Annotated in this window: 4 protein-coding genes and 2 pseudogenes; 5 read left to right on the top strand and 1 reads right to left on the bottom strand. The window is 63.0% G+C overall.

Annotated elements, in window-relative coordinates; translation table 11 throughout:
- Positions 1-148 precede the first annotated feature (148 nt).
- From B7L09_RS06740 to B7L09_RS06730, 5 genes and pseudogenes are all read left to right on the top strand, one after another.
- Positions 149-9,232: pseudogene (locus B7L09_RS06740) on the top strand (amino acid adenylation domain-containing protein); the annotation flags it as partial.
- 9 nt (positions 9,233-9,241) lie between these two features.
- Positions 9,242-10,753, top strand: a pseudogene (locus B7L09_RS32765) (amino acid adenylation domain-containing protein); the annotation flags it as partial.
- Between the two features lie 33 nt (positions 10,754-10,786).
- On the top strand, positions 10,787-11,116 hold the full coding sequence (locus B7L09_RS32760) for a phosphopantetheine-binding protein (protein WP_438269298.1): 330 nt from the start codon (positions 10,787-10,789) through the stop codon (positions 11,114-11,116).
- The gene (locus B7L09_RS06735; RefSeq protein WP_094468255.1) at positions 11,116-22,881 is read left to right on the top strand and encodes a non-ribosomal peptide synthetase; all 11,766 of its coding nucleotides are present in this window, start codon (positions 11,116-11,118) and stop codon (positions 22,879-22,881) included. The genes B7L09_RS32760 and B7L09_RS06735 overlap by 1 nt, the downstream gene beginning before the upstream one ends.
- A 127-nt stretch (positions 22,882-23,008) precedes the next feature.
- Positions 23,009-23,965, top strand: coding sequence for an alpha/beta hydrolase (locus tag B7L09_RS06730; RefSeq protein WP_094468254.1), 957 nt, complete (start codon positions 23,009-23,011; stop codon positions 23,963-23,965).
- 245 nt (positions 23,966-24,210) lie between these two features.
- On the opposite strand, the gene B7L09_RS06725 is transcribed toward B7L09_RS06730, so the two are convergent.
- Positions 24,211-26,676: a TonB-dependent siderophore receptor gene (locus B7L09_RS06725; protein WP_094468253.1), complete on the bottom strand. Its 2,466-nt coding sequence runs from the start codon at positions 26,674-26,676 to the stop codon at positions 24,211-24,213.
- Between the last annotated feature and the right edge of the window lie 154 nt (positions 26,677-26,830).

The raw sequence follows: 26,830 nt of genomic DNA, 5'->3' as shown, positions 1-26,830 counted from the left end.
CTCCCACAGTGATCGTCGGCGTGCTCACAGACTTCGCTTCACCCTCCTTCCTGATACTTGTTCTCATTCGCTAATTTTTCCGGCCTGCATTCGTTTTATAGGGACGACGTGCCTTTGTGCTTCCCGCCATTGCTCCGGACTCCAAGAAATGAATGCTGAAGACTCCTTGAAACTTGCTCGCCGGTTTATCGGGTTGCCCCTGGAAAAACGCCAGGTTTTCCTACAGGCCTTGCAAAAGGAAGGCGTGGANTTTTCCCGGTTCCCCATTCCTGCCGGCGTCGAAGCCGAGGATCGCCAGGCGCTGTCGTATGCCCAGCAACGCATGTGGTTTCTCTGGCAGCTGGACCCGCAAAGCGGCGCCTACAACCTGCCCGGCGCGGTGCGTCTGACCGGGCGTTTGAGCCTGCCGGCGCTGGAGCAAGCCTTTGCCAGCCTGGTGGCGCGTCACGAAACCCTGCGCACGGTGTTCCAGCGCCAGGCCGACGACACGTTGCTGCAAGTGCCGGCCAGCGCGCCGTTGGTCATCGATCATGTAGATTTCAGCGCGTTATCGGCCACGGAGCGCGAAGTGGCCGTCGCCCAAGTGGCGGAGCAGCAATCGGTGTTGCCATTTGATCTGTCGGTCGGCCCGCTGCTGCGCGTCANGTTGCTCAAGCTCGNCGCGCAGGAGCACGTGCTGCTGCTGACCCTGCACCACATCGTCTCCGACGGCTGGTCGATGAATGTGCTGATCGACGAATTCATCCGCTGCTACAACGCCTTTGAGGCGGGTGCGCAACCGCCACTCGCGCCATTGCCGATCCAGTACAGCGACTACGCCTTGTGGCAACGCCGCTGGCTGGAGGCGGGCGAGCAGGCGCGTCAACTCGACTACTGGCAGGCGCAACTGGGTGACGAGCATCCGGTGCTGGAACTGCCCACCGATCACCCGCGCCCGGCGATGCCGAGCTATCGCGGCACCCGTTACGAATTCGCGGTCGACGCACAACTGGCCGAGCAATTGCGGGCCACGGCGCAGAAACACAACATCACTCTGTTCATGCTGTTGCTCGGCGCCTTCAACGTGCTGTTGCATCGCTACACCGGNCAGGNNGANATCCGTGTCGGCGTGCCGATTGCCAACCGCAACCGCGCCGAGATCGAAGGCCTGATCGGCTTCTTCGTCAACACCCAGGTGTTGCGCACCCGACTCGACGGCCAGACCCGTGTCGACGAGTTGCTGCGCGCCATCAAGGAAACCGCCCTCGGTGCCCAGGCCCATCAAGACCTGCCATTCGAGCGCTTGGTGGAAGCNCTGAAACTGGAACGCAGCCTTAGCCACACGCCGCTGTTCCAAGTGATGTACAACCATCAGCCGGTGGTCGCGGACATCGCCTCGGTCAGCACCGCCTCCGGCCTGGAGCTGGCANTGATCGAGTGGGAAGGGCGCACCACGCAGTTCGACCTGACCCTCGATACGTATGAAAAGGGCGGCAAACTGCACGCGGCGCTGACCTACGCCAATGACCTGTTCGACGCCGCGACCATCGCGCGCATGGCGCAGCACTGGACGCATTTGCTGCAAGGCATGGTCAGCGATTCGCGGCAGCGCATCAGTGATTTGCCGCTGCTGGAAAGCGCCGAATACCAGCGCATCGTGCATGACTGGAATCGCGCTGACGAAAGCTTCCCGCAAGACCTGTGCATTCATCAGCTGATCAGCCAACAAGTCGCGGCCAGCCCGGACGCATTGGCGGTGACCTTCGCCACTAAGCAACTGACTTACGCCGAACTCGACGCTCAGGCCAATCGCCTGGCCCACAAGTTGATCGAGCTGGGCGTCGGCCCGGAAGTCCGGGTCGGCGTGGCCATGCAGCGTTCCGACAACGTGCTGGTCGCGCTGCTCGCGGTGCTCAAGGCCGGTGGCGCCTATGTGCCGCTGGACCCGGATTACCCGGCCGAACGCGTTGCCTACATGCTCGAAGACAGCCGCGCCCTGGTGCTGCTGACCGAGCAAACGGTCGCCGCGACGTTGACGGTGGCAGCCGAAACGCAAGTGCTGCTCATGGACGATATGACGTGGACTGCTTACCCGGCCAGCGCGCCGGTCACCCGCGTCACGCCAGACAACCTGGCCTACGTGATCTACACCTCCGGTTCCACCGGCAAACCCAAAGGCGTGGCCATTGCCCATCGCAACGTGCTGGCGCTGATCGACTGGTCGAAATCGGTCTACAGCCGCGAAGACATTCAAGGCGTGTTGGCCTCGACGTCGGTGTGCTTCGACCTGTCGGTGTGGGAACTGTTTGTGACCTTGGCCAACGGTGGCTCGGTGATCATCGCCCGCAACGCCCTGGAATTACCGCAACTGCCGGCCCGGGATCAGGTGCGCCTGATCAACACTGTGCCGTCCGCAATCAATGCCTTGCAGCGCGACGGACAGATCCCGCCGAGCGTGCGCATCATCAACCTCGCCGGCGAGCCGCTGAAGCAGAGCCTGGTGGAGGGGCTGTATCAGCAGCCATCCGTCGAGCACGTCTACGATCTGTACGGGCCGTCGGAGGACACCACCTATTCGACCTGGACCCGCCGTGAAGCGGGCGGTCGCGCGAACATCGGCCGTCCCCTCAAGCACACCGCCAGCTATTTGCTGGACGCCGACCTGCAACCGGTGCCCCAAGGCGTGTCCGCCGAGCTGTACCTGGCGGGCGCCGGCATCACCCGTGGTTACCTGGCGCGACCGGGCATGACCGCCGAGAAGTATGTGCCAAACCCGTTCGCCAGCAACGGCGAACGCCTGTACCGCACCGGCGACCTGACCCGTTATCAGGCCGACGGCTCGCTGCAATACGTCGGGCGTATCGACCATCAGGTCAAGGTCCGTGGTTTCCGCATCGAGCTGGGTGAAATCGAAGCGCGGCTGTTGCAGCAAGCGGCGGTGCGCGAGCTGGCGGTGTTGGCGCAGGACGGCACCAACGGTCAGCAACTGGTCGCCTACATCGTGCCGGCCGATCCGGCGATACTGGACGACGCGGATGCGCAAGCAACCCTGCGTGAATCCCTGAAAGCGGCGCTGCGTCAGCACCTGCCGGACTACATGGTCCCGGCGTTCCTGCTGTTCCTCGCGCAGCTGCCGCTGACCCCCAACGGCAAACTCGACCGCAAGGCCTTGCCGGCGATTGACGGCTCGCAGCAACAGCGCGAGCACGTCGCACCGCGCACAGCGATGGAAAAAGCCCTCGCCGCGATCTGGCAGGATGTGTTGGCCATCGACAACGTCGGCCTTGAAGACAACTTCTTCGAACTGGGCGGCGACTCCATCGTCTCGATGCAAGTGGTCAGCCGGGCGCGCCAGGCCGGGATCGTGTTGAGCCCCAAGGACCTGTTCCAGCACCAGACCGTCCGCAGCCTGGCCCAGGCTGCCCGCAGCGGCGAGCAGACGCTGATCGACCAAGGTCCGGCGAGTGGCGCGGTGGCGTTGGCGCCGGTGCAACAGGGGTTCTTCGAACAAGTAATCCCCGAGCGTCAGCACTGGAACCAGTCGCTGCTGCTGGTGCCGCGCGAGGCGTTGAACGTCGAAGCGCTGGACCGCGCACTTGGACAGTTGCTGACCCATCACGACAGCTTGCGCCTACGTTACGAGCAGACTGCCGACGGTTGGCAGCAAGCCTACGCGGCACCGACCACCGAGTCGGTGTTGTGGCAGCGTCAGGCGCAATCGGTCGAAGCGCTCAACGCGGTGTGCGATGAAGCCCAACGCAGCCTCGATCTGCAAAATGGCCCGTTGATCCGGGCGCTGCTGGTGGCAATGGCGGACGGTTCTCAGCGTTTGCTGCTGGTCATCCATCACCTCGCCGTGGATGGTGTTTCCTGGCGCGTGCTGCTGGAAGATCTGCAGCAGTTCTACAGCGGCAGCACCGTGAAGAGGGCGAAAACCAGCACTTATCAACGCTGGGTTGCCCGTCTGCAAGATCATTTGCCAGTGTTTGAAAACAGCCTCGGTCACTGGCAGGCCAAGCTGCGCGACGCACCGACCGATTTGCCGTGTGACCGCCCGAACGGCGCGCTGCAAAACCGCTTCGAACAAAAACTTGAGATCAAACTCGACGTCGAGCAAACCCGCAAACTGCTGCAACACGCCCCAGCGACATATCGCACCCAGGTCAACGACCTGCTGCTGACCGCGCTGGCACGGGCGGTTTGCCGCTGGAGCGGGCAAGGCAGCACGCTGATCCAGCTCGAAGGCCATGGCCGCGAAGACTTGTTCGACGGCATCGATTTGACCCGCACCGTCGGCTGGTTCACCAGCCTGTTCCCGGTCAACCTGATGCCGTCGAGTGACCTCGGCGCGTCGATCAAGACCATCAAGGAACAATTGCGCGCGGTGCCGGACAAAGGCCTCGGTTACGGCGCGCTGCGTTACCTCGGCACGCCGGCGATGCGCGCCGAACTGGCCGCGTTGCCGCAACCGCGCATCACCTTTAACTACTTGGGGCAGTTCGACCGTCAGTTCGATGACGCCGCGATGTTCGTGCCGTCCACCGAAGGCAACGGCGTGGCCCAGGACCCCTCGGCGCCACTGGGCAACTGGCTGACGGTGGAAGGCCAAGTCTACGGCGGTGAACTGGCGCTGAGCTGGGGCTTCAGCCGCGAGATGTTCGACACGGCGACCATCCAGCGTCTGGCGGACGATTACGCGCTGGAACTCAACGCGCTGATCGATCATTGCTGCGCCCTCGAGATCGCCCAGGCCACGCCGTCGGACTTCCCGCTGGCGCGCATCAGCCAGACGCAACTCGACGAATTGTCGGTCGCGACCCTTGAGGACCTTTATCCCCTGTCGCCAATGCAGCAGGGCATGCTATTCCACACCCTGTACGAACCCGAGGTCGGCGCCTACATCAGTCAGTTGCGTCTGGACATTCAAGGCCTCGACCCACAGCGTTTTGCCCAAGCATGGCAAACCGCGCTGGAACGTCACGACATCCTGCGCAGCAGCTTCCACTGGCAAGGCCTCGACATCGCGCATCAGGCGATTGTTCGCCAGGTCGCGCTGCCGCTTGAAGTGCTGGACGCCACCGACACCGATGCGCTGGCCGACGCCGAACGTGCCCAAGGTTTTGAATTGGGCAGCGCACCGCTGTTTCGCTTGAAGCTGGTACGCATGGGTGCCAATGACTGGCACCTGATCTATACCAGTCACCATATTTTGATGGACGGCTGGAGCAACGCGCAGTTGCTCGCCGAAGTGATCCAGCATTACGCCGCTGGCCAGTCGTTGCCGGCGCCGACCGGGCAATACCGCGATTACCTGGGCTGGTTGCAGCAGCAGTCCGCCGTTGCTGGCGAGCAGTTCTGGAAAGCCGCACTGGCACCGCTGGAAGCACCGACGTTGCTGGCCGAAGCGCTGCGTCCACCGGTTGACGCCGAAGGCAGCGAGGAACTTCGTGTCGCCCTCGACAGTCGCGCAACCCAGCGTCTGGCCGAGTTCGCCCGCCAACAGAAAGTCACCCTCAACACCTTGCTCCAAGCAGCGTGGAGTCTGTTGTTGCATCGCTACACCGGTCAGGATTGCGTGGTGTTCGGGGCGACGGTCGCCGGGCGTTCGGCGCCGCTGCCGGGGATCGAAGAGCAACTCGGGCTGTTCATCAACACGCTGCCGCTGGTGTGCGCGATGAAGCCGGATTGCACCGTCAGTCAATGGCTGGGCGAGCTGCAAGGGCTGAACCTGGCCATGCGCGAGTTCGAGCACGTGCCGCTTTACGACATTCAGGGCTGGGCGGGGCAGCAGGGTTCGGCGCTGTTCGACAGCCTGCTGGTGTTTGAAAACTTCCCGGTGGCCGAAGCGTTNAAACAGGGCGCACCGGCCGGGTTGTCGTTCGGCAACCTGCACAACCACGAACGCACCCACTATCCGTTGACCCTGGGCATCGAACTGGGCGAAGGCCTGAGCCTGGATTTCAGCTACGACGCGGCGCGGTTCAGTGCTGCTCAGGTCGCTGAGTTGTCGGCCAATTTGCAGCACCTGCTGACGCAACTGGTGGCGCAACCGGACGCGGCACTTGGCGCGCTGGAACTGCTCGACGTCGATGGCAAAAATGCGCTGCTCGCGATCAGCCAACCGCCGGCAATCGAGTTGTCCACAGCACTTTTGGCCCACGAGCAGATCGCCGCGCAGGCCGCCGCGACCCCGGACGCGCTAGCGTTGCAGGTTGACGGCCAGTGCCTGAGCTACGCGCAATTGAACACCCAGGCCAACCGTCTGGCCCATCGTCTGATGGCCAACGGTGCCGGTCCGGGCAAGCGTGTCGGCCTGGCGCTGCACCGTGGCCCGCAGCTGATTGTCAGCCTGCTGGCGGTGCTCAAAAGTGGCGCCGCCTACGTGCCGCTCGATCCGAAATACCCGAACGAACGTCTGGCCTACATGATCGGCGACAGCCGTCTCGACGTGCTGCTGTGCGAATCCGGTCAGCTGGAAGATGTGACGGGTGTGCTCCGTCTGAGCCTCGACGACAGTGCTGGCTACTCCGAGACCAATCCGCAAAACCACGCGGTTGCTGAAGACCTGGCCTACATCATCTATACCTCCGGCTCCACCGGCCAACCCAAAGGCGTGGCCATCGCCCATGCCGCGCTGCGCGAGTTCTGTCAGAGCGCCGCTGACTATTCGCTGCTGTCGGCGGCGGACCGCGTGTTGCAGTTCGCGACCTTCAGTTTCGACGGTTTCGTCGAACAGTGCTTCCCGGCGCTGTGCGTCGGCGCGGCGTTGATCATGCGCGGNGATGAGGTGTGGGATGCCGGTCGTCTCGCTGCTGAAATCGTTCAGCACGGCGTGACCGTGGCGGACTTGCCGGCCGCTTACTGGTATTTGCTGGCCCGCGAATGCGCGAGCGGCGTGGTTAGCAATCTCGGTGCTTTGCGCCAGGTTCACGTCGGCGGTGAAGCGATGTCGGTCGAAGGCCTGCGCTTGTGGCATCAGGCCGGTTTGAGCCACGTCCGTTTGCTCAACACTTATGGCCCGACCGAGGCGACCGTGGTGTCCAGCGTGCATGAATGCCGTCTCGACGATGCCAGCGATGCGTTTGGCATTCCGATTGGTCGCGCCATCGCCGGTCGTGCGCTGTATGTGCTGGATGCGGCGGGTCAGTTGCTGCCGTCCGGCGGTGTCGGCGAACTGTGCATCGGCGCCCCGGCCTGCCTCGCGCAAAGCTATTTTGACCGCCCGGCATTGACTGCTGAACGCTTCCTGCCGGACCCGTTTTCCAGTGAACCGGGCGCGCGTTTGTACCGCAGCGGCGATCTGGCGCGTTACAACGNCGAAGGACAGCTGGAATACGTCGGCCGCATCGACCATCAAGTGAAGATTCGCGGTTTCCGCATCGAAATGGGCGAGATCGAAGCCTGCCTGCAAGCCCGTGAAGACGTGCGCGACGCGGCGGTCATCGCCCAGGACAGCACGCAACTGGTGGCCTACATCGTGGCCAGCGATTCGCTGTCGTCCGAAGTTGATTATCTGGAAAGCCTAAAAGCCGCTCTGCGCCAGTCGCTGCCGGAATACATGGTGCCGAATCACCTGATCCTGCTGCCGAAACTGCCGCTCAACAACAACGGCAAACTGGATCGCCGAGCCTTGCCGCGTGCCGAGGCCAGCGATGGCCAACGTGATTTCGTCGCCCCGGCCCAAGGTCTGGAAACGCAACTGGGGCTGATCTGGCAGGACGTGTTGCAGGTCGGGCAAGTTGGCCGCGACGACAACTTCTTCGAGCTGGGCGGGCACTCGTTGCTGGTGCTGCAAGTGATCTCGCGGGTGCGCCAACAGTTGCAGCTCGAACTGTCGGTGAGCAGCCTGTTCTCTTCCGCGAATCTGGCGGAGTTTGCCGAGCGAGCAGCGCAAGCGAATGCCGGCGGCCAACCGCTGCTGCAACGTACGCCCGTCGATCAGCCACAGATTCTGTCGTACGCCCAACAGCGCCAATGGATTCTCTGGCAGCTGGACCCACAAAGTCCGGCCTACAACATTCCTGCCGCGCTGCGACTCAAAGGCCCGCTGAACCGTGACGCCTTGCGCGAAGCCTTCACCCAATTGCAGGCCCGTCACCAAACTTTGCGCACAACCTTCGAACAGGATGGCCAGCAGGCGCGTCCGGTATTGCACGACAACCTGGCGCTGCAACTGGAACAGCGTACGCTCGATCAATTGTCGGTCGACACCGCCGTCGCCGAAGAAATCGCCCGCCCGTTCGATCTGCGCAACGGTCCGCTGTGGCGCGTGTTGCTGCTGCAAGTGAACACCGACGAACACGTGCTGGTGCTGACCGTGCATCACATCGCTGCCGATGGCTGGTCGATGCAGGTCATGGTCGATGAGTTCAGCGCGTTGTATCAGGCGGCCGTAGAAGGTCGCGCTGACGATCTGAATAGCTTGCCGGTTAACTACAGCGACTACGCCCGCTGGCAGCGCGACTGGCTGGAAGCGGGCGAGGGTGCGCGCCAACTGACGTGGTGGCGCGAGCAACTGGCGGGCAGTCAGGCGCCGCTGGAATTGCCAAGCGAACTGACCCGTCCGGCCCGTCGCACAGAGCGCGGTGCCAGCCTGAGGCTCAATGTGGATCGCGACTTGCTCGCCGGCTTGCGTCAACGCGCCCAGGAACAGCAAGTGACGTTGTTCATGCTGTTGCTGGCGAGTTTCCAGACCTTGCTGCATCGCCAGAGCGGACAGTCGAGCATCAGCGTCGGCGTGCCGAGCGCCGGTCGTTCGCGCCTCGAAACCGAAGGCCTGATCGGCTTCTTCATCAACACCCAGGTGCTGCGTGCCGAGATCGACGGGCAGCAGCCGTTCAGCACCTTGCTGCAACAGGTCAAACAGGTTGCATTGGGCGCGCAGGTTAATCAGGACTTGCCGTTCGAGCAGTTGGTCGATGCCTTGCAACCAGACCGCAGCCTCAATCACAGCCCGTTGTTCCAGGTGCTCTACAACCACCAGCAGCAATTGGGTGCGAGCGTCGAGCGCACGGTTGCAGATTTGAACGTCGAGCGTCTGCACTGGCAGCAACACACCACGCAATTCGACCTGGTGCTCGACACTCAGGAACAGGGCGAAACACTCGATGCCAGCCTGACCTACGCCACCGATCTGTACGACGAAGCGTCGATGCAGCGCCTCGTCGAGCAGTGGCTGAACCTGCTGCGTGCGGTGGTCAGCGATCCGCAGCAACGCGTCGCCGAACTGCCACTCATTGACCGGTCGCAGCAAGAGGCCTTGGTGCAGCACTGGAACCCTGCGTTCCAGGCACAACCGACATCGCCGACCCTGCACCAGTTGTTCGAAGCGCAAGCTGCACAACGGCCGGACGCCATCGCACTGACTTACGAAGGCGAGCAACTGACCTACGCCGCGCTCAACGCCCAGGCCAACCGACTGGCGCGCAAACTGCGCGAGCAGGGCGTCGGCCCCGAAGTGCGGGTCGGCATCGCCACCGAACGAGCGATGCCACTGGTGATCGGTTTGCTGGCGATTCTCAAGGCCGGTGGCGCCTATGTGCCGCTCGACCCGCACTACCCGGCCGAGCGCCTGAGCTACATGATCGAAGACAGCGGCATCACGCTGCTGCTGACCCAGCAACACTTGATCGACGGTTTGCCGGCCCGGGACGGCCTGCAGGTGCTGAGCCTGGAATCGTTGCAACTGGACGCCTTCAGCGCCGACAACCTGCCAGCGCTGGCGACCCCGGACAACCTCGCCTACGTGATCTACACCTCCGGTTCCACCGGTCGGCCGAAGGGCGCATTGCTCAGCCACGGCAACGTTGGACGTCTGCTCACGGCCACCGCTGGCGAATTCAACTTCGGTCCGGACGATGTCTGGACGCTGTTCCATTCCTATGCCTTCGACTTTTCGGTGTGGGAGCTGTTCGGTTCGCTGTGCACCGGCGGGCGTCTGCTGATTGTGCCGTATTACATCAGCCGCGAGCCGCAAGAGTTCCACCGCTTGCTCTGTGATGAAGGCGTGACGGTGTTGAACCAGACCCCGACGGCGTTCCGCCAGTTGTTGCCGATTGCCTGCGCCAGCCCACGAAGCATGGCGTTGCGTCAGGTGATTTTCGGCGGCGAAGCCCTCGAAGTCGCGAGCCTGCGTCCATGGTTCGAACGCTTCGGCGATCAGCAGCCAACCCTGGTCAACATGTACGGCATCACCGAAACCACGGTGCACGTGACCTACCGCGCCATCCGCCTGGCCGACCTCGACGGCAAGGCCCAAAGCCCGATCGGCCTGCCGATCCGCGACCTGCGCTGGTACTTGCTCGACAGTCAGCTGCAACCGGTGCCGGTGGGTGTGGCGGGCGAGTTGTACATCGCCGGCGCCGGCCTGGCCCGCGGTTATCACGGTCGTTTCGGCCTGACCGCCGAGCGCTTTGTGCCGAGCCCGTTCGAGGCTTCGCAGCGTCTTTATCGCAGCGGCGACCTGGCGCGTCAGCGGGCCGACGGCAGCATCGATTACCTCGGCCGTATCGACCAGCAAGTAAAAATTCGCGGTTTCCGCATCGAATTGGGTGAAATCGAAGCCGCGCTGCTGGCCCAGCCGGGCGTGCGTCAAGCGGTGTTGAGCGTGCATACCGGCGAAGGCGGCCCGCAGCTGTGCGCCTACGTCGTGGCCGAGCAAACCCCGCATGACCCAATAGCCTGGCGCGACAACCTGCGCGCCGCGCTCAAGGTCGATCTGCCGGATTACATGGTGCCGAGCCACTGGTTGCTGCTCGATGCCTTGCCACTGACCGGCAACGGCAAACTCGACTGCAAGGCGCTGCCGGTGCCGGATGCCGAGGATTGGCAGCGGCCGTTCGAAACCCCTGTGGGTGATCTCGAACAGCAACTGGCCGCGATCTGGGCCGACGTGCTGGGCGTGGCGCAAATCGGCCGACGCGACAACTTCTTTGAATTGGGCGGGCATTCGCTGCTCGCTGCCCAGGCCAGTGCCCGTGTGGAACTGGAACTGGGTATCGAGCTGCCGCTGCGCGCGCTGTTCGAATCCGCCGACCTTCAGGCTTATGCCGCCATGGCCGGGCAACACGCCCCGGCTGACAACGATGCACGTCTTGATGCGCTTGAGTCGCTTCTCGACGAGATGGAGATCAACTGATGGAACACACCACTGCCCAGCGTATCGCCAGCCGCTTCGCCGGCCTGCCTGCCGACAAGCGCCGCGAGTTTCTGCAACGCATGCAAGAGCAGGGCGTGAGCTTTGGCCAGCTGCCGATTCCGCCGGCTGCCGAGCCTCAAGCAACGTTTGAACTGTCATACGCGCAGCAGCGCCAATGGTTTCTCTGGCAACTTGATCCACACAGTTCGGCGTACAACATTCCGGCCGCGCTACGTTTGCACGGGCCGCTGAACGTTGCTGCGTTGCAGCAGAGTTTCGATGGGCTGCTGGAGCGGCATCAGAGCTTGCGCAGCCGGTTCGTCGAGGATGACGGGCAAGTGGTGCAGACGCTGGCCGAGTTCACCTCGCTGCCCATCGAGCAGATCGACCTGCGCGGCGAACCTGAGGATCAGCGCTTCGATCAGGCGATGAACAGCGTCGAACAGGACATCGCCCGGCCGTTCGATCTGCAGCACGGTCCGCTGTTGCGGGTCAGCCTGTTGCAACTCGACGCCAAAGACCACGTGCTGTTGCTGACCCTGCATCACATCGTCACTGATGGCTGGTCGATGGGCGTGCTGGTGGAAGAGTTTTCCCGGCTCTACGCCGCGCATTGCCAAGGCCGGCATGCCGTGCTGGAAGCACTGCCGATCCAGTATTCCGACTACGCGATGTGGCAACGCCGCTGGATGGAGGCGGGCGAGCTGGACCGTCAACTCAACTGGTGGCGCGACCGCCTGGGCAGCGAACAACCGCTGCTGGAGTTGCCCACCGACCGTCCGCGCCCGGCGCAACCGAGCCAACGCGGTGCGCGTCTGGATTTCGCCCTCGATGCCACGTTGGCCAGCGGTCTGATGAGCCTGGCCAAACAGCGCGGTGTCACACCATTCATGCTGTTGCTGGCAAGCTTCCAGGCCTTGCTGCATCGCTACAGCGGCCAGTCCGANGTGCGCGTCGGGGTGCCGATNGCCAACCGCAATCGCNNTGAAACCGAGGGCCTGATCGGCTTCTTCGTCAACACCCAGGTGATGCGTGCCGAGCTCGATGGACGTCTGCCGTTCAGCCAATTGCTCGACCAGACCCGTACCGCGTCGCTGGATGCCCAGGATTATCAGGACTTGCCGTTCGAGCGACTGGTGCAGGCGCTGCAAGGTGAACGCAGCCTCAGTCACAGCCCGCTGTTCCAGGTGGTGTTCAACCACCAGCAAGCCAAACCGGCGGCGGTCAGCGGCTTGCTCGCCGGCCTGCGCGTCGAGGCATTGAACGCCACGGCGCACACCACCCAGTTCGATCTGCAACTGGACACCCAGGAGGAGGGCGACAAGCTATTCGCCAGCCTGACTTACGCCACCGATCTGTTCGACGCTGAACGCATCGAACACCTCGCGCGGCACTGGCGCAACCTGTTGGCCGGTGTACTCGCCAATCCGCAATGCCCACTCGCCGAGTTGCCGTTGCTGGACGCCGACGAGCGTCTGCGCATCCTCGACGAGCTCAACGACACCGCTCAGGCCTATCCGGGCGAAGTCTGCGTGCAGCGCCATTTCGAAGAACGCGTGATTGAAAACCCAGAGGCGACGGCGCTGGTGTTCCAGGGCCAGTCCCTGAGTTACGCCGAGCTGAACCGGCGCGCCAACCGTTTAGCCCACCACTTGCGTGCCCAGGGTGTCGGCCCGGAAGTGCTGGTGGGGATTGCCTGCGACCGTTCGTTTGAAATGGTCGTCGGCCTGCTGGCCATTCTCAAGGCCGGTGGCGCGTATGTGCCGCTGGACCCGGAATACCCGGTTGATCGCTTGAGCTACATGATCGAAGACAGCGGCATTTCTTTGTTGCTGACCCAGGAACATCTGCTGGCGCAACTGCCGACCCCGGACAACGTGCGCACTTTGTGCCTGCTCGCAGACGCCGATTGGCTGAGCGACTTACCGGGCACTGATCTGCCCAACCTTGCGGTCGCGGAAAACCTCGCTTATGTGATTTACACCTCCGGCTCTACCGGCAAACCCAAGGGTGCCGGTAACCGCCATGTGGCGCTGCATAACCGTCTGGAGTGGATGCAGCAAGCCTACAACTTGCAGCCGACCGACCGCGTGCTGCAGAAAACCCCGTTCAGTTTCGACGTGTCGGTGTGGGAGTTTTTCTGGCCGCTGATGAAGGGCTCCACCCTGGTGATCGCCGCGCCGGGCGAACACCGTGACCCGCAACGCCTGGCCGCGTTGATCGTCGAGCAGGCGATCACCACGCTGCACTTCGTGCCGTCGATGCTCTCGGCGTTCATCGGTGCCGACGAGGCGCTGGCCTGCACCTCGTTGCAGCGGATCATTTGCAGCGGTGAAGCGCTGCCGATGGAGCTGCAACGCCAGACTTTGCGCAGCCTGCCGCAAGCGAATTTGTACAACCTGTATGGCCCGACCGAAGCGGCCATCGACGTGACCCACTGGACCTGCGTCGAAGAAGGGCGTGACAGCGTGCCGATCGGCCGTCCGATCGCCAACCTGCGCACCTGCATCCTCGACAGCGAACTGCAACCGTTGCCGCTGGGTGCGGTGGGCGAGTTGTACCTGGGCGGAGTCGGCCTGGCGCGTGGTTATCACCGACGTGGTGCGCTGACCGCCGAGCGTTTCGTCGTTGATCCGTTCGGCAGNGGCGAGCGCCTGTACCGCACCGGTGACCTGGCGCGCTATCGCGCCGATGGNGTNATCGAGTACGNCGGGCGNATCGACCACCAGGTGAAGATNCGCGGTTTGCGTATCGAGCTGGGCGAAATCGAAGCACGCCTGCAAGAACATGCCGAGGTGCAGGAAGCCGTGGTCCTGGCCCTCGATGGCCCGAGCGGCAAGCAGTTGGTCGCGTACATCGTGCCGCAGGATCGGGCCTTGGTCAGCGCTGATGCCGAGCAGCAAGGCGCGTGGCGTGAAACCCTGAAAAGCCATCTGCTGGCGAGCCTGCCGGATTACATGGTGCCGGCGCAGACCGTGCTGATCGAGCAAATGCCCCTGAGTCCCAATGGCAAACTCGACCGCAAACGCCTGCCAGCGCCGATCGCGCAAGTCAGCCAACGGGCCTTCGAAGCGCCACGCACTGAACATGAACAGGTGCTGGCGCAGATCTGGCAGGACGTGTTGGGCGTGGAGCAGGTCGGGCGTCAGGACAATTTCTTTGAACTGGGCGGCGACTCGATCATTTCGATCCAGGTGGTCAGCCGTGCCCGTCGTGCCGGTTTGAGCCTGCAACCGCGCGACCTGTTCCAGCAGCAGACCTTGCAAGCCCTGGCCGCTGTGGTCAAACAACAGGCTGCACCGCTGGCACAACAAGGACCGGTGGACGGTGTGCAAACACTCACGCCGATCCAGCGCTGGTTCTTCGACGAGCCGATCCCGCAACGCGCGCACTGGAACCAGGCGGTGCTGCTTGTGCCGCGCGAAACCCTCGAATTGCCACGCCTGCAAGCGGCGCTGCAACGCCTGCTCAAGCAGCACGATGCGCTGCGTTTGCGCTTCAGTCAGGTCGACGGCCAATGGTCGGGGCGTTATGTCGGGGCCGACAGCTGTGATGTGATCGACATGCTCTGGACCGCTCGCGTGGCCAGCGATGCTTCGCTGGAGTCGGTGTGCGACGAGGCGCAGCGCAGCCTCAGTCTGCAAGACGGACCGTTGCTGCGCGTCGCGTTGATTGCTCAGGCCGATGGCTCGCAGCGGTTGCTGTTGGTGATCCACCACTTGGCGGTGGACGGGGTGTCGTGGCGGGTGTTGCTGGAAGATTTGCAAGCCGCTTACCAAGGGCAAGAGCTGCCACCGAAGACCAGCGCCTTCCAGGCCTGGGCCGACAAACTTGACGCCTATGCACGTTCCGAAGCCGCTGCCAGCGAACTGGACTGGTGGCAGGCGCAGCTGAGCATCGCCAATGATTCGCTGCCCGCCGCCAATGCCCAAGCCAGTCAGGCCGGGCATCTGCGTCAGGGCGTGAGTATCGGCCTGGATCGCGAGCAAACCCGCCAATTGCTGCAACAGGCGCCAGCGATTTACCGCACGCAGGTCAACGATTTGCTCCTGACCGCACTGGCCCGCACCCTCAGCCGCTGGACCGGCGACACCTCGGCGCTGATTCAGCTCGAAGGTCACGGCCGCGAAGAGCTGTTCGACGACATCGACCTGACCCGCACCGTCGGCTGGTTCTCCAGCCTGTTCCCGGTGCGCTTGACGCCGACCGCCGACCTGGCCGGCTCGATCAAGGCGATCAAGCAGCAACTGCGCGAAATCCCCGGCAAAGGCATGGGCTACGGCCTGCTGCGCTACATGGGCAATGCCTCGACCCAAGCGGCGTTGGCGGCGTTGCCGCAAGCGCGGGTCACCTTCAACTACCTCGGGCAGTTCGATCAGAGCTTCGCCGAGGATGCACTGTTCACTCCGGCTCGCGAATCCAGCGGCGCCGCGCAATCGGCGGACGCACCGTTGCCGAACTGGCTGTCGGTGGACGGTCAGGTGTATGGCGGCGAATTGAAACTCGACTGGACCTTCAGCCGCGAATGCTTTGACCAACGTGAAATCGAAGCGCTGGCCGCGGATTATCAACGCGAGTTGCTGGCGTTGATCGCCCATTGTCTGAGTGACGGCGCGGGTGGCGTGACCCCGGCGGACTTCCCGCTGGCGCGCCTGACCCAGGCGCAACTCGATGGCCTGCCGGTGCCGCCGGCGCAGATTGAAGACCTGTATCCTCTGTCGCCGATGCAAGCCGGTCTGTTGTTCCACAGCTTGTACGAGTCGGAGTCCGGCGCCTACGTCAATCAGCTCAGTGTCGAAGCCCGTGGCCTCGACGCCGAGCGTCTTGGCCGCGCATGGCAAGCGGTGCTCGACACCCATCCGATCCTGCGCAGCAGTTTCCATTTCCCGGAGGGCTTCGAGGCGCCGGTGCAATTGGTCCATCGTCATCTGCAACTGCCGATGACCTGCCTCGACTGGCGTGGCCGCAGCGATCAGACCGGCGCATTGATTGAGCTGATCGACAACGAGCGCCTGCAACTCGATTCGACGCGGGCGCCATTGATGCGCCTGACCCTGGTGCGGCTGGACGATGAGCGTCAGCAACTGATCTACACCCACCATCACTTGTTGCTCGATGGCTGGAGTAATTCGCTGCTGCTGAGCGAAGTCTTGCAGCGTTATGCCGGGCAAGAAGTGCAGGCGCCGATTGGGCGTTTTGCCGACTATATTGGCTGGTTGCAGCGTCAGGATGCGCAAGCCGACGAGCTGTTCTGGCGCGAGCAACTAGCGACCCTCGACAACCCGACGTTGCTGGCGCAGAGCCTGGCCCATGGCGACGGTAAACATCTGTCGACGATGGAGTTTGCAGACCATCGCCAGACCTTCGACGTCGCTACCAGCCAACGTTTCAGCGAGTTTGCCCGTCAGCAAAAAGTCACCCTCAACACCTTGGTGCAAGGTGCCTGGGCGCTGCTGTTGCAACGCTATACCGGTCAACGCAGCGTCGCCTTCGGCGCGACCGTGGCGGGGCGGCCGGTGGATTTGCCGGGTGCCGAAAGCCAGCTCGGCCTGTTCATCAACACCTTGCCGGTGATCAGCAGCCCGGACGCGGTGGAAAGCGTCGGCCAGTGGTTGACCCGTTTGCAGGCGCAGAACCTCGAATTGCGCGAGCATGAATTCACCGCCCTCGGCGACATTCAGCGCTGGGCCGGGCGTGCCGGTGAACCGCTGTTCGACAGCTTGCTGGTGTTCGAAAACTTCCCGGTCGCCGAAGCGCTGCAACAAGGCGCGCCGGCCGGATTGAGCTTCTCGATTCCGCAGAACCATGAGCGCACCAACTTTCCGCTGACCCTGGCGGCCACCGCCGAACGTCAGTTGAGCCTGAACTGGAGCTTCCAGTGCGCGCATTTCAACAGCGAAGCGATTGTTCGCATGAGCGAGCATCTGGCCACGCTGCTGGCGGCGATGGTCGCCGCGCCAAACGCTGCGTTGAGTGAACTGGACCTGCTGACCGCGCCGGAGCGCGCACAACAGTTGGAGGAGTGGAGCCCGGCTTTCACGGCTGCGGAAAACCCGCTGTGCGTGCATCAGTTGATCGAGGCTCAGGCCGTCATCCGCCCGGAGGCCACCGCGCTGATCTTCAACGATCTGGAATTGAGCTTCGATCAGCTCAACCGTCGTGCCAACCAGTTGGCCCATCGTCTTCGCGCACTGGGCATTGGCCCGGAAGTGCGGGTTGGCCTGGCGATGCAGCGTTCGCCGGAAATGATCGTCGGCTTGCTGGCAATCCTCAAGGCCGGCGGCGCTTATGTGCCGCTGGACCCGGCTTACCCGACGGAGCGCCTGCGTTACCTGATGGAAGACAGCGGCATTTCGCTGATGATCAGCCAGTCGTGGCTGCGGGAAAAACTGCCGTTGCCCGAAGGCCTGCCGGTACTGGAAATCGACCGCGAGCCGATGGAGCAAATGTCGGAAGCCAACCCGGTCAACCTGACCTGCGGCGAAAACCTCGCCTACCTGATTTACACCTCGGGCTCCACCGGGCGGCCAAAAGGCGTCAGCGTGGCCCACGGTCCGCTGGCCATGCATTGCCTGTCGATCGGCGAGTTGTACGGCATGACCCCGGACGATCGCGAGCTGCAATTCGCTTCGATCAGCTTCGACGGCGCCCACGAGCGCTGGCTGACACCGCTGGTGTTCGGTTCGGCAGTGATGCCGCGCGACGACGAGTTGTGGAGCGTGGAGCGCACCTGCGCCGAGATCGAAAAACACGGCATCACCATCGCCTGTTTTACCCCGACCTATCTGTCGCAGATCGCCGACTTCATGGGCGAAGCGGGGCGTGATTTGCCGATCCGTTCCTACACCCCGTGCGGTGAAGGCATGGCCAAGCACGCGTTCGATGAGGTCCAGCAAGTGCTGCAACCCAAGCGCCTGATCAACGGCTACGGCCCGACCGAAACGGTGATCACGCCGCTGATCTGGCTGGCGTATCCGGATACCGAATTCGACTCGGCGTTCATGCCGATTGGCCGGCCGGTCGGCAACCGCAGCGCCTATATTCTGGACGGCGGCTTGCAGCCGTTGCCGGTGGGCGTCGCGGGCGAGTTGTACCTGGGTGGCGAGGGCGTCGCCCGTGGTTACCATCAACGTCCGGACCTGACCGCTGAACGCTTCGTGCCTGATCCGTTTGTGCCAGGCGCGCGTTTGTACCGCAGTGGCGACCTCGCACGGTTCCGCGCTGATGGCGTCGTTGAATACCTCGGCCGTATCGACCAGCAAGTGAAGATTCGCGGCTTCCGTATCGAACTCGGCGAAATCGAAGCCTGCCTGCTGGAACACGAAGGCGTGCGTGAGGCCTTTGTGATCGACCGCGAAGGCCCGGTGAGCCGCCAGTTGGTCGGTTACGTGGTGCCGCGTGATCCGCTCGCCGATGAGCAGGATTTGCGTGAAGCGCTGACGGCTCACCTGCGCAGCCGTCTGCCGGCGCACATGCTGCCGGCGCACTTGATGTGCCTGGCCGCGTTGCCGCTGACGCCGAACGGCAAGCTTGATCGCCAAGGCCTGCCAGCGCCCGAAGCCACGCGGCAGAACCACGATCAAGTCGCCGCCGCGTCGCCGGCCGAAGCGTTGCTGGTGGAGATCTGGCAGGAACTGCTGGGGCTGGAGTCGGTGGGCGTCACCGAGAACTTCTTCGAGCTGGGCGGTGATTCGATCATTTCGCTGCAAGCGGTAAGCCGTGCCGGGCAGCGCGGGCTGGTGTTCAGTCCCAAGCAACTGTTCGAGCAGCAGACCATCCGTGCGCTCGCCGCCGTGGCCAGCCGCCGTGAAGCAACGCTGATCGAAGCGCACAGAGTCGAAGCGTTCTCGCTGGTGCCGCACATCGACATTGCCGCCCGGGTCGGTCTGCAAGACCTGTATCCACTGTCGCCGATGCAGCAAGGCATGCTGTTCCATTGCCTCGATTCACCGGAGCTCAACCCCTACGTCAACCAGTTGAGCGTGGCGGTCGACGGCTTGCAGGTGCCGCGTTTCCGCGCAGCCTGGCAGACGCTGGTCGAGCGTCATGAAGTGCTGCGCGCCGCATTCCGCTGGCGCGATGGCTTGGCCGATCCGCTGCAAGCGGTGTTCGCCGACGTCGAGCTGCCAATCGAAGAACTTGACTGGCGCGACCGCGCCGGCACCGAGCAGGCGCTGGGCGAACTGGCCGCAGCGGAACAGGCCAAGGGCTTCGACCTGAGCTGCCCGCCGTTGATGCGTTTCATCCTGGTGCGTCTGGGCGATGACCGTTACCAGATGATTTGGATCTACCATCACCTGTTGCTGGACGGCTGGAGTGCTTCGCGCCTGTTGGGCGACATGCTGCGCCTGTACCACAACGACAGCCTGCCGACCCCGACCGGTCGCTACGCCGACTACATCGCCTGGCTGCAACGCCAGGACGGTACGCAAGCCGAAGGCTTCTGGCGTGAGCGCCTGGCGCTGCTTGAAGAACCGACCATTCTGGCCAAGGCTTCCGGTGCGACAGGTTCCGGTCACGGCGTGATGTACAGCAACCTCGACGCCGAGGCGACGCGCAAACTGCACACCTTCGCCAAGCGTCAACGCGTGACACTGAACACGCTGGTACAAGGCGCATGGCTGCTGTTGCTGCAACGCCACAGCGGTCAGCGCAGTGTCGCGTTCGGCGCTACGGTGGCGGGGCGCCCGACCGGGCTGGCCGGTGCGCAGGACATGCTGGGCCTGTTCATCAACACCTTGCCGGTGATCCAGACCCTGGACCCGCAACAGCCGTTGGGCGAGTGGCTGCGCGACTTGCAGGATTACAACCTGATGGTGCGCGACTACGAGCACACGCCGTTGTCGGACATTCAGCGCTGGGCCGGGCAGGGTGGCCAGGGGTTGTTCGACAGCATCATCGTCTTTGAAAACCATCCGGTGGACCGTGCCTTGAAAGGGGGCGAGGAAGGTGAGTTGCGCTTTGCCGAAGTCGGCAGCGGCGGGGTGACCAACTTCCCGATGGACTTGATGGTCAGCGCCAACGAAGAAGGCCTGGAAGTCGAATACCTGTTCTTGCGTGATCGCTTCAGTGAGGTGGAAGTCGAGCGGATACGTGCGCAGTTGGAAGGGTTGTTGCGTGCGTTGCCTGAGGACGCTTCGTGCCTGCTCGGCAATATTGGCTTGCCGCAAGCGCGTTTGAGTCTGCCGCAGGCGTCTGACAACAGCGCTGATTTACTTCACGCGTTCAATCAACACGTCAAAGCGCAGCCGCAGAAAATCGCCTTGATCTGTGAAGATCGCGAAGTCAGTTACGCCGAGCTTGAGGTGCAGGCCAATGGGCTGGCGCAGCAGTTGATCGCTCGCGGTATTTGCCCTGAGAGTCTGGTGGCGGTAGCGTTGCCGCGTTCCGAGCGCACCATCGTCGCGTTCCTTGCGGTGCTCAAGGCCGGGGCGGCTTATCTGCCGTTGGACCTGGCGTACCCGGCCGAACGACTGGCCTACATGTTGAGCGATTCGGCGGCCAGCCTGTTGCTCTGCGACAGCAATCTGGGTGATCGACTGACCCTGGCCGACAGCCCGCCCCGCCTGCTGCTCGACCAGTTGAGCGTTGCCGACAACGTTGCGTGCCCGGTTGCCAATCCGCTGCCGGGACACCTCGCGTACCTGATTTACACCTCCGGTTCCACCGGCCAACCCAAAGGCGTGGCGGTGGCGCGCGGACCGATTGCCCGGCATTGCCGCGGCATCATCGAACTCTACGAACTGGCACCGCGCAGCCGTGAGTTGCACTTCATGTCGTTCGCCTTCGACGGTGCGCAGGAGCGCTGGCTGAGTGTGATGCTGGCCGGTGGCAGCCTGGTGATCCGCGAGGACAGTTTGTGGACCCCGGAGCAAACCCTCGAAGTGATGCAGCGTCACGGTGTCACCGTGGCCTGCTTCCCGCCGGCGTACCTGCAACAGATGGCCGAAGTGGCCGAGCGCCTGGGTAATCCGCCGGCCGTCGAGGTGTATTGCTTTGGCGGCGACGCGGTGCCGGAGGCCAGCTTCGAACAGGTCAAGCGCGCCTTGCGTCCACAGCGTCTGGTCAACGGTTATGGCCCGACCGAAACCGTGGTCACGCCGCTGCTGTGGCGTGCCGAAGTCAGCGAAACCTGCGACGCGGCCTATGCACCCATCGGTCGCGGTGTGGCCGGGCGGGGTTTGTATGTGCTGGACGCCGACCTCAATCCGTTGCCGGTCGGTGTCAGTGGTGAGCTGTATTTGGGCGGCGAATGCCTGGCGCGCGGTTACCACCAGCGTCCCGGCATGAGCGCCGAGCGTTTCATCCCCGATCCGTTCGAGGCCGGTGGTCGCATGTACCGCACCGGCGACCTGGTGCGCCAGCGCGAGTGCGGGTTGATCGACTACCTGGGGCGGCTTGACCAGCAAGTGAAGATCCGTGGTTTCCGCATTGAATTGGGCGAAATCGAAGCGCGTCTGCGTGAGTGCGTCGGCGTGCAGGATGCCGCCGTGGTGGTGCACGACACGCCGACCGGCAAGCAATTGGTCGGTTATGTGGTGGGGGCCGGTGCTGTCGGGCTGGATCGGCTCTTGAAGTCTGAACTGCAAGCGCAACTGCCGGACTACATGGTGCCGGCGCGGATCATGGTGCTGGAGCGCTTCCCGCTGTCGGCCAACGGCAAGCTGGATCGTCGCGCACTGCCGACGCCTGAATGGGCGCTGGGCGGCTATCGCGCCCCGCGCAACGATCTGGAAACCGCGCTGACCGCAATCTGGCAAGAAGTGCTCGGCGTGCCGCAAGTGGGCATCGACGACAACTTCTTTGAACTGGGCGGCGACTCGTTGCAGGTGCTCAAAGTCATCTCGCGGGTGCGCAGTCAGCCGCAACTGGGCTTCGAGTTGAAGCTGCGGGATCTGATGCAGAAACCGTGCATCGCCGAACTCAGCGGTTATCAGGCGGCCGAACCGGTTGCAGCGGCGCCGGACCCGCTGCTGGCGCTGAATGCGCGGATCCCCAATGTGCCGGCGCTGTTCTGCCTGCACGCTGGTTTCGGCACGGTGTTCGACTACGAACCGCTGGCCCGCCGACTGGAAGGACGGCGCACTGTGTACGGCGTGCAATGCCGCATGTTGCTTGACCCACACTGGCAGGACGAATCGCTGCTGGCCATGGCGAAAGCCTATGCGCAACGGATTCGCAGCCAGCAGGCCAAAGGGCCGTATTACTTGCTGGGCTGGTCGTTGGGCGGCGCGTTGACGCAATTGGTAGCCCACGAATTGGAAAGCCAAGGTGAAACCGTGGCGTTTGCCGGGTTGGTCGACAGCTATGTAGCCGGCACCGCAGAAGCGGGGGACTGGCGCGAGGACCTCGGTGATTTCCTGAAGTTTGTGCTCGGTTTGCCCGCCGATGAGGCTCAGGTGCTGATCGCGCTGAAAGCCGCTGGCTTGAGTGAACGCGAGGGCTCCACTGCCGTGATTGAAGCCGCCTTGCACGGTTCCAATGAACAAGCCGCATTGGGCGCGGGGGAGCTCACGCAGATCTTCGCCACCGGCTCGCGCCTCAAGCAACTGGCGCTGGCGCATCGGCAACTGCCGGCGATTAAGGCCTCGGCCCATCGTTGGTGGGTGGCCGAGCGTGACGACGAACGCCGGGTGTTCGAGAGCCAAGTCGGCAGTCATGGCGTTGATCGCCTGTTGGCCGGCGGGCACTACGAGCTGTTGCGTGGTGATGAATTGCTTGATGAGCTGGAAGATTTGTTGGAGCGACGCATGGTCACTGCATAAAAACAATTGTGGCGAGGGAGCAAGCTCCCTCGCNCGAGGGAGCAAGCTCCCTCGCCACAGGGTTCGCGTTGATCAGAATATTTTGTATTGCTCGATTATTGACCTATTTGTGTAGAAGGATTCGCTCATGGCCGTGTTGCCAGAACTTGAAGCATTTCTCGAACTCGCCGAGTTCGGCCGGATGACCGGTAAAAGTCGCGCGATGCATGAACAGACTCCGCAACAGGCGCGGATCGATTTTGAAGCGTCGTCAGGGTTTCTCGATGTGCCGCTGGACAGCGTGACCTGCGAGGACTTCACCATTGCCGCGCGGGATGGCCACAGTCTGTCGGCAAGGGTGTATCGCGATGGGCGAGCGGCCGACGGCTTGCAGCCGGTGGTGTTGTATTTCCATGGCGGCGGCTATGTGGTCGGCAGCCTGGATTCCCATGATGCGCTGTGCCGGCGACTGGCCTCGCAAGGCGGGTTTGCGTTGTTGACCGTGGATTACCGACTGGCGCCGGAATGGCGTTTCCCGACGCCGGTGCAGGACGCCTGCGATGCCGGCAACTGGCTGGTGCGCGAAGGCGCAGCGCGGGGGCTGGACGCGAATCGGGTGGCGCTGGTCGGTGACAGCGTGGGCGCAACATTGGCCACGGTGTTGTCAATCATGGCAGTGCGTGAGCCTGAAGAACTGGCGTTGAAACCCAAGGCCCAGGTGTTGCTGTACCCGGTGACGGATGCAACCACCCAGCGTGCCTCGCACCGGGATTTCGCCGAGGGCTATTTGCTGGAGACGCCAACGCTGGACTGGTTCTACGCGCATTACGGGCGCACGCCGGATGACCTGGCGGATTGGCGTTGCTCGCCGTTGCTGGCGGCGGATCTGTCGGGTGTGGCACCGGCGCTGGTGTACCTGGCCGGGTATGATCCGCTGCGTGACGAAGGGCTGGCATATGCCGAGCTGTTGCGTACGGCGGGGAATGAGGTGACGTTGTTGGAGCAGCCGGGGATGACCCATGACTTCATGCGCATGGCGGGGTTGCTGGGCGAAGTGGAAGGGATTCACTCGGAAGTGGCGGAGTGGGTGCGTTCGCGGATTTGATTTGAAATGAAAAAAGCCGCCATGCCTGGATCAGGGGTGGCGGTTTTTTTGTGCCCGGTTCAGGGCATTTGTTTTCCCGGCAATTGCCATCGCGGGCAAGCCCGCTCCCACAGGGATTTGTGAACGCCGCAAAAACTGTGGGAGCGGGCTTGCCCGCGAAGGCGGACTCACATTCACCACAAATCCCTGGTTCAAAAAAATGCCCGCATCTCACGACACGGGCATTTTTCATTTCAGCTCACGACTCAGAAATCATACTTCGCGGTGACCTGCACGTTACGCGGCTCGCCGTAGTACGTGGTGTCGAAGTTGCCCAGGCCCGTCAGGTAGTTCTTGTCGAAGACGTTGTTGGCATTGACGGTGAAGCTCAGGTGGTCGTCGAACTGGTAGCGGGTCATCAGGTCCACGAGGGTGTAGCCACCTTGCTTGATCTGGGTGTAGTCGCCCACGCTGGCGCTGTAGATCTTGCCGTAGAACGCGCTCTGCCAGCTCACGCCGCCACCGACGGTGAACTTGTTCATCACGCCCGGCAGACGGTAGGTGGTGAAGGTACGAACGACGTGTTCAGGACGGGTGGTGGACAGCGGGTAGCCGAAGATCCGTTGCTCGTCCTGGTCACGGGTCCGGGCGTAGGTGTAGCCGGCGGACAGGTTCCAGCCCTCGGCCAATTCACCGGCCAGTTCCAGCTCCACACCTTGGGTGGTCGCGCCGTCGATGGCTTTGTAGATGCCTTCGTTGGTGACCGGGTTGGTGCCGATCGATTGGGCGACGTTGTCCTGCTCGATACGGAAGAAGGCCAGGCTGGCATTCAGCTTGCCTTCGAAGTAGGCCGCTTTCAGGCCGGTCTCGTAAGCGCTGCCTTCAACCGGCTCCAGCGTCGAACCGTTGGCGTCCTTGTAGATTTGCGGCTGGTAGATATTGGTGTAGCTGGCGTACGCGGAGTACGTGTCGTTGAGGTCGTAAACCACACCGGCGTAAGGGGTGACGACGCCGTGTTCCTTGTAGCTGGCGTGGGTGTCGGTCTGGTTGGCGCCCGGGTTGTAGTTGTAGTCTTCGTTGTATTTGAAGGTGCTCAGGCGGGTGCCGAGGATGAACGACAGGTCGTCGGTCGGACGCAGGCGCGTGGCCAGGTACACGCCGTTCTGGCTCTGGGTGCGTTCGTATTTGCCGTTTTTCGGGAAATCCTGTTTCGGCAGTTCGCCGTTCCAGTCATAGATGCTGCCTGGCACTTGGGAGAACGCACTGGTGTCGTAAGTCGCACCGGTCTGACGCGAGTGGGACGCCATGACACCGGCGACCAGTTCGTGCTCGCGGCCGCCCAGGCTGAACGGGCCGGAGACGTTCACGTCAGCGGTGTTCTGCACGCGATGGCCTTCCCAGCGACCCCAGTAAAGGAACATGCCTTCACCGGTGGCGCGGTCCGGGTTGCCGCCGCTGGCCGAGGCCAGTTGGGTGTCGTGATCGGTGGTTTTCTGGTCCAGGCTGACTTTGAGTTTCCAGTCATTGGCCAGCGCTTGCTCCAGCGACGCGAAGTAGGTGGTGCTGTCGAAGTCACGACGGCTCCAGTCGGCAGCCGGGTTGAAGTGACGCGGGAACTCGGTACGACCGCCATCGGCGAAGTACGTCGGGTTGCCGGTCCACGACGAACCGCGCGGGGTCGCGCTGGACTTGTCGATGCCGAAGGTCAGCAGGGTGTCGTCGGTCAGGTCGGCTTCGAGGACGCCGTAAAACAGGTCTTTCTTCTGGCTGTAGTGATCCAGGTAGGAGTTGGCGTCCTGGTACGTAGTCACGAAGCGACCGCGGACGTTGCCGGAATCGGTCAGCGAACCGGAAATGTCACCTTCAGCACGGTACTTGTCCCAGCGGCCAGCGGTGGCGCTGACCGAGGCCTTGAATTCCTTGGTCGGCTTCTTGCGGATCAGGTTGACCGTGGCGGACGGGTCGCCGGTGCCGGTCATCAGGCCGGTAGCGCCTTTGATGATTTCGATATGGTCGAGGCTGGCCGAGTCGTCACTGTTGTTCGGGTTTTCACCGTACACACCGTCGTAGATGGTGTTGACGCCATCGTATTGGAAGTTGGTGATGGCCTGGCCACGGGCGGAAAATTCGGTACGGTCACTGTCGTACTTCTGCGACGTGATGCCGGGGGTGTTGCGCAGTGCGTCGCCGACGCTCTGTACACCGCGATCGTCCATTTGCTGGCGGGTCACCACGGTCACCGATTGCGGTGTTTCGCGGAGGGTCAGCGGCAGCTTGGTCGCGGTGGTGGTGGCGCCGGTGGTGTAGGAGCCGGTGTCTTCAGTGGTCAGGCCCAGGGCCTGGCCGGAAATCGTGGTCGCGCCCAGTTGCAGGCCCGAACCGCCGCCGGAGACCAGCGTGACGCTGTTGCCATTGATCTGGAACGAAATGCCGGTGCCTTTGAGCAGAGCGCTCAGGGCTTCGGACGGCTCCAGCGAACCGGACACCGCACGGGACTTGATGCCGGCCACTTGGTCAGGGCTGTAGAGAATCTGCAGGTTGGTCTGCATGCCCAGCTCGGTCAACGCGTTGGAAAGCGGCTGGACGGCAATATTCACTTTTACAGGTGCAGCGTTGGCCATCGAGCTCCCCAGCAAGGTGGCGGTCAGCAGTACGCTGGTGAACAGGGTGCGATGCAAAGTCGGGCGCTGTACGGCCAGCGCGAGAGGTGTGCGGCGTGGTTGAGGTCGCATTACTTACCTGAGCTCCTGAAAAGTGTTGTGCAGAGTTTTTGTTAATAAGAATGATTATTAGACGCAGCACAAACCAAAAACCGGAAAGAAAGCCGTCAAATAAATTTCTGGGGGAGCATAAAGTTCGCGAAACCTGTGGGAGCGGGCTTGCCCG

It is taken from the genome of Pseudomonas mandelii (assembly GCF_002251635.1).
In the GTDB taxonomy this organism is placed as follows: Bacteria; Pseudomonadota; Gammaproteobacteria; order Pseudomonadales; family Pseudomonadaceae; genus Aquipseudomonas; species Aquipseudomonas mandelii_B.
This window is presented reverse-complemented; position numbering and strand designations above follow the sequence as displayed.